Origin of the sequence: Shimia fortis, from assembly GCF_040225985.1 — a bacterium.
Classification (GTDB): Bacteria; Pseudomonadota; Alphaproteobacteria; order Rhodobacterales; family Rhodobacteraceae; genus Shimia.
Window position 1 is genome coordinate 1 of sequence record NZ_JBBPEU010000002.1, and the last position, 13,146, is coordinate 13,146.

The 13,146-nt window shown below is 59.7% G+C and carries 8 protein-coding genes; all 8 read right to left on the minus strand.

Annotated elements, in window-relative coordinates; all coding sequences use genetic code 11:
- A partial coding sequence (locus WNE31_RS03180) for a beta strand repeat-containing protein (protein ID WP_349978255.1) occupies positions 1-5,105 on the minus strand: 5,105 nt, incomplete at its 3' end.
- Between the two features lie 14 nt (positions 5,106-5,119).
- Positions 5,120-5,344, minus strand: coding sequence for a hypothetical protein (locus WNE31_RS03185; RefSeq protein ID WP_349978256.1), 225 nt, complete (start codon positions 5,342-5,344; stop codon positions 5,120-5,122).
- A 786-nt stretch (positions 5,345-6,130) separates the two neighbouring features.
- The gene (locus tag WNE31_RS03190; RefSeq protein WP_349978257.1) at positions 6,131-6,850 is read right to left on the minus strand and encodes an alanyl-tRNA editing protein; all 720 of its coding nucleotides are present in this window, start codon (positions 6,848-6,850) and stop codon (positions 6,131-6,133) included.
- On the minus strand, positions 6,847-9,255 hold the full coding sequence (locus WNE31_RS03195) for a DUF3772 domain-containing protein (protein ID WP_349978258.1): 2,409 nt from the start codon (positions 9,253-9,255) through the stop codon (positions 6,847-6,849). Before WNE31_RS03195 ends, WNE31_RS03190 begins: the two co-directional genes overlap by 4 nt.
- A 4-nt stretch (positions 9,256-9,259) precedes the next feature.
- Positions 9,260-10,291 carry a cysteine synthase A gene (locus tag WNE31_RS03200; protein ID WP_349978259.1) on the minus strand — a complete coding sequence of 344 codons (1,032 nt, stop codon included), beginning with the start codon at positions 10,289-10,291 and terminating at the stop codon, positions 9,260-9,262.
- Positions 10,292-10,348: 57 nt separating this feature from the next.
- On the minus strand, positions 10,349-11,473 hold the full coding sequence (locus tag WNE31_RS03205; protein WP_349978260.1) for an NUDIX domain-containing protein: 1,125 nt from the start codon (positions 11,471-11,473) through the stop codon (positions 10,349-10,351).
- Positions 11,474-11,477: 4 nt separating this feature from the next.
- On the minus strand, positions 11,478-11,918 hold the full coding sequence (locus WNE31_RS03210) for a TrgA family protein (protein ID WP_349978261.1): 441 nt from the start codon (positions 11,916-11,918) through the stop codon (positions 11,478-11,480).
- Positions 11,918-13,126: a cyclopropane-fatty-acyl-phospholipid synthase family protein gene (locus tag WNE31_RS03215; protein ID WP_349978262.1), complete on the minus strand. Its 1,209-nt coding sequence runs from the start codon at positions 13,124-13,126 to the stop codon at positions 11,918-11,920. The genes WNE31_RS03210 and WNE31_RS03215 overlap by 1 nt, the downstream gene beginning before the upstream one ends.
- Between the last annotated feature and the right edge of the window lie 20 nt (positions 13,127-13,146).

Consider the following 13,146-nt stretch of genomic DNA (forward strand, 5'->3'; position numbering starts at 1 on the left):
TTGTCGATATCATCCGCAAGGGTCGAAATATCGAGGGTCACGCCACCGGTATCACCTTCGGTGGCATTCATCGTGCCAGCGCCGAGGGTCGGATCGTCATTCACGCCAGTGACGGTGATGACCACGTCATTTTCGACGGACTCCCCCTCTGCATCGGTCGCACTGACCCGCACGGTCACGTCACGGGTTTCCCCAAAAAACAGGTCCTGGAAATCGTTGCCCGGATCGAACACCAGATCGGTGCCGACAATCGTGGCCGAGCCTTCGCCAGGCTGGGTCACCACATTGTAGGTCAGGTTCGTGCCGTCATTTTCGGCATCCAGATCATTTGCAAGCGCCGCGAGGCTCACATTGACGGTTGGGCCGTCTTCAACAGCCGCACCCGTGCCGGCAGACAGAGTCGGGGCGTCATTGGTGCCGGTGATCGTGATGGTCACCACCTGCGTATCAGTCGCCATCTGGGTATCCGTGGCCGTCACGAGGAAGTTGAGCGTCAGGGTTTCGGTGGCATTCAGATGATCAAACGCCTCCATCCCGCTGTTGAAGGTCCAGACGATATTTCCGGTGGTTGCCATGTCGCCGATGACATCACCGGCAGTGACCGAGAACATGCCATCGAAATCCATCGGGTCCAGGGTTCCGGCATCGCCAACCGACGACTGGAAGCTGCTTGTCGCGGTGACAGTATCGCTGGTGTCCACATCCGACACGGCCAAGGTGTCGGTGGCGATCAGGGGCAAGTTGGTTTCGGTGACTGCGGCCTGATCTTCGGTTGCTGTCACGGTGATCTGCGGCGCGTCATTGGTGCCTTCGATGGTCACCGTCACGGTCAGCGGATCGCTGGCATCCCCCAGCCCTCCGCCGTCGATCAGGGTCAGGTTGTAGGTCTGGACGATGCTCTCGCCCACGGCCAGATTGTCAATCAGGGCATTGTCGACTTCAAAGGTCCACTCGACCGAGCCTTGGGTGTCGGTCAGCGTACCGTCGGAAATACCCGCTTCGAACGTGCCGATAAAGGGGGCCCCGTTCGGTGAAATGCCGATACCATAAGTCTGGCCGCTGGGGATATCCTCAAAGGTCAGCACACCTGACGTTTCTGACAGGCCACTCTCCGGGGGAGAGACGGAATCCGCCAGTTCGGTCGCGGTGCCCGCGTCCTGTGTGACGTCGATGAATTCCGGCGCAAAGTCGAGGTAAAGCGTCGAGGCCATAGAGGCCGCACTCGTGTTGCCCGCCGGATCGGTTTGCGTCGCGGTAAAGGACAGGGTCTGTTCGCCTTCGAAGAGCGCAACCAGAGAGGCGCTTGGGGTGATGGTCCATTGCCCCATGCCGTCGACCACTGCGGTCTCTGCGATGGTCATGGGGGCACCCGCTCCGGACCCGGCGTCCACGGTATAGGTCACCGTGACGGTGGCACCCGCTTCACCGGTGCCGTTGATCGTCGGCGTCGCATCATTGATGCCGGTGCCTTGGGTGTCATGGTCAAAGCCGGTGATGATCGGGGCGTCGGGGGCCGTGGTGTCGATCGTGGCCGAGGTATCCGGCGTTCCGGTCGCGGTGTTCCCCGCCGCATCGGTCACCTCGATCGTGACGGTCAAAGGTCCGTCGATCAGTCCCGCAAGGTTGACGGTGTGGCTGCCATTGGCCAAACCAGTGACTTCAACTTCATTGGCTGGCGAATCCGAGTCGCTGAAGGTCACGGTTGCGCCCGCCGGAATATCGCCATCCACACCGCTGACGGTGAAAGAAACGCTGCCGAATTCGGCCGCGTTGATCAGGCCGTTGGCGTCATCCACCACAACCGCAAGCGGCGCATCGGCCCCAGCGCCATCCGCCACGTCTGCTGTGGTGTCGAGCGTGGCCGACGAGGTCGCCTGTGCGGTGTTGCCCGCGGCATCTGTCACATCCAGAGTGATGGTCAGCGCCCCGTCTGCCAGCGTGGACACAGAAACCATCACAGTCCCATTGTCAGAGATGGGACCGGATTGCACAGAGCCACCAAGACTGTCGGTGATGGTAATAATGCCAGTCGCATCCGCCGTATCCAGACCGCTGACCACGAAGGTCGCCATCCCGCTTTCGGCGTTGTTGATGACGTCATAGCCGGTGTCGGGCGCAACCGTGAGATCCGCGTTCAGGTCGGCCGTGGTATCCAGCGTAGTGCTGTCCGGGGTTCCGTTGGCCGAGTTTCCTGCGGCATCACCAATCAGAAGGCTGGCCGTGATCGGACCATCCATAAGGGTGCTGAGATCAGCGTTGGTGAAGGTGCCGTTTGCCGTCACCGCAACATCTACGTTGGTGTACCCGTCGGTAAAGCGCACGGTGGCGGTGGCATCCGCGTCAAGGCCGCTCACGGTATAGCTGACCGCGCCACTCTCTGCCTGGCTGACAAGGCTGTCGCCGTCATTGATAACGACCGTTGCGTCACCGCCCACATCGGCGGTGGTGTCGATGACCGAGGTGTCATTAGCGCTAATTGCATCGTTCCCGGCGTCATCCACCAGGTAAGCAGAGGCATGAAGGGGCCCGTCCGGCAGAGATGACAGATCGACGGTGTGGGTACCATTACCAAGGTTATGTACCGAGACAGTTTGGCCGCCGGCAAAGAACTCGGCGCTCGCGCCTGCAGATACATCCGGATCAACACCGGTGATGGTAAAGCTGACCGAGCCGAGTTCTGCGTTGCTGAGCAGACCATCCGTGTCGTTGATCGTGATGGCGAAATCGTCTCCGACATCACCATCAGAATCAAGGATGATCGTGTCACCCGTACCTGTCGCGGTATTGCCTGCAGCATCTGTCACGGACACGGTCGCCGTTACCACACCGTCCGCAAAACCGAGATTCCAAAGATCAACCAGATGCGGCCCGGGATTTGCACCGGTATAGGAATAGGATTGCGAGGTTCCCACGGAATCTGTGAGGGTCACCGTTGCAACATCCGCAGGATCATCCATTCCAGTGATGGTAAAGTCTAGGCGACTACCATCATCGCTGTCATTCACGTAAATGGTGGAACCGGATTCATCACCGCTCAGCAGCACAGCCACGTCACCGCCTGCATCCGCCGTGGTATCCAGCGTTGCAGAGAATCCGGTGCCGCTATCGGTATTGCCTGCGATGTCCGTGGCTTCGACCGTCACGGTCAGGGGGCCATCGGTGGTCAAGGCCGAAAGGTCGATGGTTTGGAGAGTGCCGTTATCGACATCGGTGAAGGTGGCGGTGATGTCGCTCTCTACCCCGTTCGAGAAGGTCACGGTCGCAGTCGCGTCCCCATCAATACCATTCACAACATATTCGAAGGCTGCCCGCTCGGCCGCGTTCACAAAGGTATCGGCAACCATGGTCGAAGTGACGTTCAGATCCGCCGGATCATCGGCGCGCAAATCAACCGAATAGGTTTCCGTATCCGTCACGGTCGTGCTGTTGCCCGCTGCGTCAAACGTCGTGACCGAAGCCGTGATTTCAGGGCTTGTCGCTGCCGCCAGAGTCATGCCGTCCACAAGAATCGTGAACGCTCCGCCGGATACCAGACCAGTGCCAACGACACTGCCATCCACGGTCAGCGTCACCGTGTCATTGTCCTGAACATCGCCGCCGACGATGCCCGAGATGTCGATGAGGCCCGACGACTCCGCCGAGTTCACGATGTCATCGGCTGTGATCTCGGTATCGAGCGTGATCGACGCTGTCGGCGCCAGTGTGTCAATCTCGCTTGGATTATCGATCGGACGGCTCAACACGTTGGTCATGACATTGCCTGCCACGTCCCGTGCGCTCAGAACGTCGACCGATATGCTGGGCACCTCCACATTGTTGTCGAGCACGAGATAGCTGACCTCATAGGTCGTCGCACTGGTCCAGCTGCCCCCTGTCGCGGACAGGGTATTGTTGGCACCGGCCCCGTTCAGGGCAACCGTTGGGTCCACCGTCTGGTCCATGTCTTCCGAGAAAGTCACCGTGATCGTGACCGGTGTCATGCCCCCTTCGGCGTCGGCCTCGTTGATCAACGGGTCGCTGATGCTGACGTCGGTCACGGTCGGCAACAGCGTATCAACGGCATAGTTGGCGGTAGACGCACTTGTCCCGGTGTTTCCGGCAAGGTCGTTATAGGTGGTGTTCAGCGCGATCGCATTGACCGGCGCCTGCGTGTCAGTTGCGGGCGAGAATATAGCCGTCCATGTCGTGCCACCATCAGTGGATACGGGTTCCGAAATGGTACCACTATCGACAGAGAAATCGGCAGCGTTGAGGTTCTCGACCGCTTCGCTGAAGACCACGGTCAGGGTCGCGGACTCACCCGAAATAAGACTGGTATCGTCCAGAGTCATCGACACGACAGTGGGGGCGGTGACATCCACATCCACGTCAATCGACGCAGACCCCGCGCGGGTGTTGCCCGCGTTGTCAAGGAAGTCGACGGTCAGGGTCGTGACAGTCTCCGGCAGGGTGGCCTCGACGGAGCTGCTGCTACCGGCAACGGTGCTGCCGACCGTGATATCGACGGTGGCGCCTTCCATTCCGTCAATTTCATACTCGGCGTAAATCGTCCCGCCCGACACCAGCTGTACGATGTCGCCCGCTTCCAGACCCGATCCCGGCAGGGTCACAGTGAAGGTGGGGGTGTTGTCGCTGGTCAGGTCATCGGTCGTGTTGTTGCCCAGGTCGGTGCCATCGGTCAGATCCGGTGCCGTCCCGGGCACATCGGGGATCAGGGTGTCAATGTCGAATACGTCCGAAACGGTGGTGTCGGCCAGATCATCCCCGATCAGGCTGCGCGCATTCGAAATTTCGATATCCACCCCAACAAGATCAACATCCGCATCCAGCACGTCAAAGACAAACACGTAGGTGTCGTTCGGGTTCGTGGTCGTCTGCCAATAGCCAGTGTCCAGAGCAATCGAGCTGGTCAGGTCGCTGGTCGCGCCCGGAAAACTGATGACCGGCGTGACCGCCGCCTGTGTATTCATCGACTGATCGAATTGCACGATCAACTGCAGCTGTCCGTCCCCTGTAATCGACAGGTTCGCAAGCGTCCCTGCGTGGGACTCGTTGACCAGATCATTGGTCAGGTTGGTGGTGACGGTAAAGATGGCTACAGGCATGATTTTCTCCGGGACTAGAATTTCACGAGATTGGATTGAGACAGACGCCGATTGGCGACAGCGCGACGCGCATCAGGCGCGGCAAGATGGATCTGTTGGGAAATACCCGAGGGCACGGACAGGATCGCGGGCGCAGAGCACCCGTTGAGATCACGATTCAGGCCGAAATGGCGGCCGATTTCGTGGTGACCCAAAACAACACACACTTCGGGGTCACCGGCGAAAGAACAAAATGTCATCCGCTCCCCCAGATAAAGAAATAAAAGACCAAAAATTGACGGTCTCTTGATACAACGTTAACGAGCAAAGAAAGATATCTGGCGTTTGTCAACAGGCATTAACGAGGCGTTAACGTCATAAAGGTTTGTTAACTTTTTCCTTGACAGTATTTCGCATGCAGCTGGCAACAGCCGCAGGATACCCCTGAAAAATGGCGCTTTCTCTTAAAGAAAAGATGCGGCTTGCCACATTTCTACCATAAAATATTGGGCTTCCGGAATATCTGCAAACTCACTGAAACTTCTCGGAATTTTCCCACAAGCGCGCAAGAACCCGCTTCAGTTGCCGCGCCTGAATTGCCTGAAACAGTGGATTTGGCCTCAGAAAAAACATAATCAGTTTTTTGATTTTTTTGCCTAAACGGAAAAATAACGTCGAACCGGGCAGCAGGCGCCATTTCGCCAGAATTTGGGATTTACGCCAATGCGCGTCACACCAATGAGGGGAAAACCTTATAAAGTTCAGTTAGTTACCCCGAGAAAAGATGACGTAAAAATGCAAATAATCCCAAAATTCCCAATAAAGTGATTCTCGTGCCAGACCGACGCCCGATCGCGTCGACTTTTCTGCCACTTTTCACGGGATACCAAGCCGGTTTTTCTTCCATCTTTGGTATATCTACACGCCCCTAAAGCCCGCTTGTGCGCGGGGTCGAAGGCTCAAGCGCCAGAGATGGGTTTCAGCCAGAAATTTGACGGCCCACGCCACGCAGAAAAGGCGCGTGCACCGGCGGTCAGGCGCGCCTTTCAATCGTCCAGAAACAGGTTCACGCGTCGGTTCTGACGCCCCTTTTTCTCGATCTTGCCAATGCGGATGCGCCCGATTTCGGCTGTACGGGCCACATGGGTGCCGCCACAGGGTTGCAGGTCGATCTGCTGGGCGCCCTGCCCGATGCTGACCAGACGCACGCGCCCCGATCCCATCGGCGGTTTCACGGACATGGTTTTCACGAGGCCGGGATTGGCGGCCAGTTCTTCGTCGGTGATCCAGCTCTCGCTGACCGGCAGGTCCCGCTCGATCAGGTCGTTCAGAGCTGCGGCCAGCGCCTCTTTGTCCTCGGGGGCCTCGGGCATGTCGAAATCCAGCCGCCCTTTTTCGGCGGTGATGGCTCCGCCCGTCACCGGCAAAGGGATCACGACCGACAACAGGTGGAGCGCCGTGTGAATGCGCATGTGGCGGTGGCGTCGTTCCCAGTCGAGGCTCTGCGTCACCTTGGTGCCCACAGCCGGCAGGGGCTGGGGCGCGGCCGGGACAAGGATGATGGCGTCAGCGTCGCCCTTCACAGTGGTCGCGATAGGCAGATGCCCCCCGCCCCAGGACAACGCGCCGCTGTCGCCTGGCTGACCGCCGCCGGTCGGGTAGAACAGCGCCTGATCAAGGATAATCCCGCCCTCGGGCGTCAGGTCGGTTACGGTTGCCGTGCTCTCGCGCAGATAGGCGTCGTCGCGGAAAAGGGGGTGCGTCATGTGTCTTGTCCTCCGGGGGCCCCGCCGGACGTGTCCGGTGCGCCCTGATCGGTTTCGGTCTCTGTGTCGTCCGAAGGCTCAACCGGTTCGGCGCGCTGCTGGGGGTTCAGGCTGTCCGGGTTGCGCAGCCAGATATCCTGCTGCGGGAACGGGATCTCGATCGCCTCTTCCTTGAACAGGCGCGCGATTTCGTAATTCATTTCCGAGCGGACCGACAGCACCCAGTTCACATCCCGCAGGATAGCGCGGATTTCAAAATCAAGCGAACTGGCGCCGAACCCCTGAAACACCACATAGGGCGGCGGCACGGCCAGAACCATCGGGTGCGCCTTGGCCACCTTGAGCAGGATTTCCTCGACCTTGCGCGGATCGGTGCCATAGGCGACACCGACTGGCACGATCACCCGGCCCACAGTGTTGCCACGGGTATAGTTCGTCACCGTGCCCGCCACCAGGTCGGCGTTGGGCACGATCACATCAGTACGGTCAAAGGTTTCAATCCGGGTTGAGCGTACCGAGATATTGCGCACATAACCCATCTGGCCGTTCACCTCGATCCAGTCACCCTCGGCAATCGGGCGTTCCACCAGCAGGATGATCCCGCTGACAAAGTTCGACACGATCGTTTGCAGGCCAAAACCGATCCCGACCGACAGGGCCGAAGCCACCAGCGCAATGGACCCGAGGTCGATGCCGGTGTTGTTGATCGCGATCAGCGAGGCGAGGAAAATCCCGACATAACCGACACCGGACACCACGGCGTTCTGCCCGCCGATATCCAGCTTGGTTTTTGGAAGGACGGTGTTTTTCAGCGTGGACTGCATCAAGCGCGTAATGACCACACCGGCCCCGAACACGAGGAAGAAAATCAGGATTTCACGCGGGGAAATTCGCACATCCCCCACCCGCATGCCCTGACCGATCTGGCGGTAGAAATCCACAACCTCTTGCACGCGCACGCCCCAGATCAGCAGGGTCGCGGGGATGGCCAGCATCAACAGGCAGAACCCGATCACCACCGGCCAGAGGGATTTTTCACGCCCCTCCTGCCCCACGCCCGTGACCTTGAGCGCAACGCCTGTCAGGCTCTGGTGCAGCAGCAACATGAACGCCAGCAACTGCACCGTGGCAATCGCCGGAAAGGCCAGCTGTTCCGCCGCGCTGGAAAACCCAAGCGCGCCAAGCACGATCGCCGCCAGCGCGCCAAACTGGAACACCCGCGCCGCGATGGAAATCGACGGCAGGTAATAGGCCCCGCTGCCCTGTTCCTGCTCGGCCTTGGCTATGCGCAGATGCGCCAGCAACAGGGACGAGATCCGCTGCATCAGCAAGGCCGCGATCACGATCATCGGGAAGAACACGACCGAACGCACCTCGGCCGGCCAAGAGTCGAACCGCGCGATCTCGGCCATCAAAACATTAAACGCCAGCAGAATCCCGATCAACAGCGAGTCCGTACGCCCTTCAAGACGGCGGCGTTCCGGCAGAAACAGGATACGCTGGTCCTCTTCCTTGGCGGGGAAAATGCGGTTCCCGATCCAGACCGACATCTGCAACAGGAACACCGCCAAAGGCAGGGTCGAAAGGATCTGGTCGCCTCGCAACCCGGCAAGGTTCGTCGCATAAATCGCTTCGGTCAGCGCAAAGACCCCCATCAACGGGATCAGCACCGTGCCCAGCGACAGCACCAGCATCGCGAAATCGCGTGTGCCGGACATGTTGGCCTTGCGCACCCGTTCAAGAATGCGTCCGGTCCAGCTTCGCCCGCGCGCGATCAACACGATCCCGAGCGCCAGAAGGATCACGAAACGCGGCAGGTTTGCGTTGAAATCATCCCTATGACGCACATAAACCCAGGCTGCGGTGAACTCGCTGATGATATGCGAGACCGACCGGCTTACCGTACCGATGGCATCATCCCAATAGGCGGGATTAACCGGCACCGGCCCGCGTTCAAGCAGTGCCTCGGTGTGGCGTTCGCGACGCAGCTTGTCGATGCCTGCAATCAGCTCTTCCGCCGCGCTCATCGCCAGTTCGGCCTTCAAGATGGGTGCGCGCGCCTCGGACAGGCGCATTTTGATTTCCGCGCGCTGGGTGGCAATCGCCTCGGGCTCGCCCCCTTCAGGTTCCGGCCCCAGCGTGTTGAGCTGCGCCTGAAGTGTCTGTACCGAGACGTTGTAGCCGCTTGAGGCCTCCGCAAACCGATCGCGCCAGGCGATCAACTGGTTGCGCAGCGTATCCATCGCCGCGTCCGAGGCCCGACCGGCCTCGATCGCTTCGGTGGCGCGCACCACCGTCTTGTTCCATTCCTCGTAATTTGGCGCCTGGGTCTGCGCAAACGCCACAGACACACCGGTCAGGGCAAGCAGCACAACAACAAGAAGGAACTGGCGAAGACCACGCATCGGTTTATCCGTCTACAAAAACACCGGGAATGCTGGACGGCCCCTGATCACCCAGCCAATCGGGCGACGGCAGTCCTTTTTCCCTGAGGAAAGCGGGGTTGAACAGTTTCGACTGATAGCGGGTGCCATAGTCGCACAGCACGGTAATAATCGTGTGCCCCGGCCCCATTTCCTTGGCCATGCGGATGGCCCCGGCCACATTCACGCCGGCCGACCCGCCAAGGCAAAGGCCCTCGGTCTGCAGCATGTCGAAAACTACGGGCAGGCTTTCTGAATCGGCGATCCGACAGCAGAAATCGGGCGTAAATCCTTCGAGGTTGGCGGTGATCCGCCCCTGCCCGATGCCTTCGGTGATCGAGTTGCCGGGGTTGTCTTCGCCCGTATACAGCTTCAGCAGCCCCGCACCTTCGGGATCGGCCAGACCGATCTTGACGCCCTTGGGTTGCAACGCCATGCCGACACCGGCCAGCGTCCCGCCCGAACCAACCGCACAGATGAAGCCGTCGACCTTGCCGCCGGTCTGTTCCCAGATTTCGGGACCGGTGCCTTCGATATGCGCCTGACGGTTGGCCACGTTGTCGAACTGGTTGGCCCAGATTGCGCCATTTGGTTCTGTTTTGGCAAGTTCTTCCGCAAGCCGCCCAGAATACCGAACATAATTGTTCGGATTCTTATAAGGAGCGGCAGGCACTTGCACCAGCTCGGCACCCGCAAGGCGCAACATATCCTTCTTTTCCTGGCTCTGGGTTTCGGGGATTACGATCACCGTCTTGAACCCCATCGAGGCCCCGACAAGCGCCAGCCCGATGCCGGTATTGCCCGCCGTCCCTTCGACAATCGTGCCGCCCGGGCGCAGGGTGCCCTTGGCGATTGCATCCCGTATAATGTAAAGCGCCGCGCGGTCCTTGACCGACTGACCGGGGTTCATGAACTCGGCCTTCCCGAGGATTTCACACCCCGTCATCTCGCTGGCTTTGTTGAGGCGGATAAGCGGGGTGTTCCCCACGGCGGCGGCCAGATCGGCAGCAATACGCATTGGCGCGGTCCCTTCTGTAAATCTTATCTAGATGTGTAGGCGTCCCACCGCGGGAACTCAAGCAACCTTGCGCAGCCGATCACGATGTCGTGCAAGCCATAGCGCCGCCAGAACCAGCGGCGCGTTCACCATGCGCATGTCGTCCACCATCTGCATCAGCGTGTCGAAATCGAAAAGGTAAGAGCGGATATCCTCGGCCTCGGACTCCAGACCGGCAACACCCGCGACATCGTCGGGCAGGTCGGCGAGCCCCAGATAGATGTTGTAGTACTCAGTTGAACAGCCCGGTGAGGCATAGCAATGGGCCACGTCATGCAGGGCCTGCAATGTCAGACCCGCCTCTTCCCGCGCCTCTCGATGGGCGGTTGCCTCGGGCGTTTCGCCCGCATCTACCCGTCCGGCAATCGGTTCAAGCTGCCAGGGCAGGTCATCGCCGCGCACATAAGGCCCGGGCCGGAACTGTTCCACCAGAAGCACGCGATCGCGTACAGGATCATAAGGCAAAACAATCACCGCATCCGTGGCCACGAACACAGCACGGCGCACCATATCGCTCTGACCGCCATCATAACGGCGGAACCGCAGGTCATATTCATCCAGCGCAAAGAAATTGACATAAGGCCGAAGCCGACCGTTTTCCTGCACATCCTGAGCGGTATACCCCGAAGGACTGTAGGCCCTGTTGACGGTGGCGGCATTGACCCGCGCCGAGGCCCGCGCCCGGATCATCGGAAACATCCGGGCAACCTCGGCCGCGGATTTGGCGCCGAAATAGCCCATGACCTCCTGCGCCGCTTCCAGTGTCATGGCCCCCCATGCCGCGGCCCAATCGTCCAGAGACCACGGCGCACCGACCTGCCACAGGCCAGGGTCTGAAAAATAGACCTCGGTCGCCACCGCACCCTGCCCTGTCTCGACCGTGACGGGTTTCAGGGCATAGTCAAACCCGCCTTCGTAAAAGTTGAGCCGTGCAATATCGTCAGCCGAAAGACCGCGCACCAAAACCCCTTGTGCCACGCCTTCCCTTTCAACAAGGGTCGGAAACGCCTCATCCTTGGCCCAGAACACGCCATGTCCTGCCAGCCGGGCTTCGGTCACGTCCAGGTCATCCGCCGCGCGTCCCAACACAAGCGACAAAAGCGGCACATAGCGCAGCGTGCCGTAAAAAAACAGGGATTTCAAAATCTTATCTCCAGCGGCGATAGGTGAACTCGGTCAACAGCCCCGACACCACGGCGCCGATCACAAGGGTTGTCGCCACCCTCCAATCCAACAGGTACTGACCATAGTCAATGGCCTCTTCCAGAATCGCCTTAAGCGCCACCATCGGATCATCAAACCGGTGGCGCAGGGCCTGCGTCAGCATCTCGATCGCACCAAAGGTAAACAGCCCGATCAGCACGAACATCACCACCGAGGTGACCCCGTTATTGATCGCATTGGTGTAACTGCCCCCGGCCCGCGGTCCTAGCGTGAACCACCCCACCAGCACCCCCAGCCCGGCACAGACCCAGGTGAATTTGCCGAACCCCGTGCCCTCGGGCATCAGGGGCTTAATCAATTCGGCGACGACCGCACCCAGAATGGCCAGACAGATCGCAGCGACAAGACGGTTCGTGGTGGGCATCAGCGGGGCCTGCTCATGGTGATTTGCGTTACATCACAGTTTCCGCTGTGAAAGCCCGCAGCACAAGAGGTCAGATAAAAGTTCCACATTCGCCTGAACCGGTCGTCAAAGCCCAGTTTCTGAACCTCGTCCCAGCGGGCATTGAACGTGTTATGCCAGCGCCGCAAAGTCAGGCTGTAGCTCTCTCCAAACTCGACCGAGCGTACCAGATCCAGACCCGCGCGCGAGATCTCTTCGCGCAGGGCGGTCGGGCTGGGCAACATGCCGCCTGGAAAAATGTATTTCTGGATGAAATCCACGCCCTTGCGATAGGCCTCGAACCGGGCCTCGGTCAGGGTGATGATCTGCAAGGTCGCGTTTTTGCCAGGTTTGAGCCGCGCGCGCACCGTGTCGAAATAGGCGGGCCAGTATTTCTCACCCACTGCCTCGAACATCTCGATGCTGGCGATGCCGTCATACTGGCCCTTTTCGTCGCGATAATCCTGCAACTTGAAATCCACCCGATCAGATAACCCCGCTTTTTCAATTCGTTCCGCCGCAAACTTCAACTGCTCCTCTGAAATGGTCAGCCCCGTGACCCGAAGACCCCGCTCTTTCGCGGCGTATTCGGCAAAGCCCCCCCAGCCACAGCCGATCTCCAGCACGTGATCCCCCGGCTTGGCGCCCATCTGATCAACCAGCGAGGCATATTTGGCGATCTGCGCGCGCTCCATGCTTTCCTGTCCGGTCTCGAACAGGGCCGAGGAATAGGTCATGGTTTCGTCCAGCCACAGCGCATAAAACTCATTGCCAAGGTCATAATGGTACGAGATGTTCTTCTTGGCCTGTTCCTTGGTGTTGCGGTTCATCCAGTGGCGCATCCGTTCATACAGACGCACGAAGAACATGCCGGGGAACCCGTCATAGAGCACATCATTGTCGGCCTGAAGAAAATCGAGAAAGGCCTGCAAATCCGGCGTGCTCCAGCCGCCTTCGATATAGGCATCGCAGAACCCCAGATCGCCCTCTCGAACCAGGCGGGCAAAGGTATCGTCGTCATGCACGATCAGTTCCGCCACAGGACCGGGTTTTGGCCCTTCGGCCCGAAACCGACGCCCGTCGGGCATCACAAAGTCGATCCGGCCCGTGGTGATAAGGCGCGCCACGTCGAACACGTTTGCAAAATAACGTGGCAGATCCGCCTGCCCCTCGGTTGTCGTCAGGATCATCCGCGTCCTCCCCATGCGGT

Excerpts from the sequence above, each read along its gene's own strand:
- WNE31_RS03185 (WP_349978256.1), bottom strand. The coding sequence starts at position 5,344 with ATGACATTTTGTTCTTTCGCCGGTGACCCCGAAGTGTGTGTTGTTTTG.
- WNE31_RS03190 (WP_349978257.1), bottom strand. The coding sequence starts at position 6,850 with ATGACGCACCCCCTTTTCCGCGACGACGCCTATCTGCGCGAGAGCACG.
- WNE31_RS03195 (WP_349978258.1), bottom strand. The coding sequence starts at position 9,255 with ATGCGTGGTCTTCGCCAGTTCCTTCTTGTTGTTGTGCTGCTTGCCCTG.
- WNE31_RS03200 (WP_349978259.1), bottom strand. The coding sequence starts at position 10,291 with ATGCGTATTGCTGCCGATCTGGCCGCCGCCGTGGGGAACACCCCGCTT.
- WNE31_RS03210 (WP_349978261.1), bottom strand. The coding sequence starts at position 11,918 with ATGCCCACCACGAACCGTCTTGTCGCTGCGATCTGTCTGGCCATTCTG.
- WNE31_RS03215 (WP_349978262.1), bottom strand. The coding sequence starts at position 13,126 with ATGATCCTGACGACAACCGAGGGGCAGGCGGATCTGCCACGTTATTTT.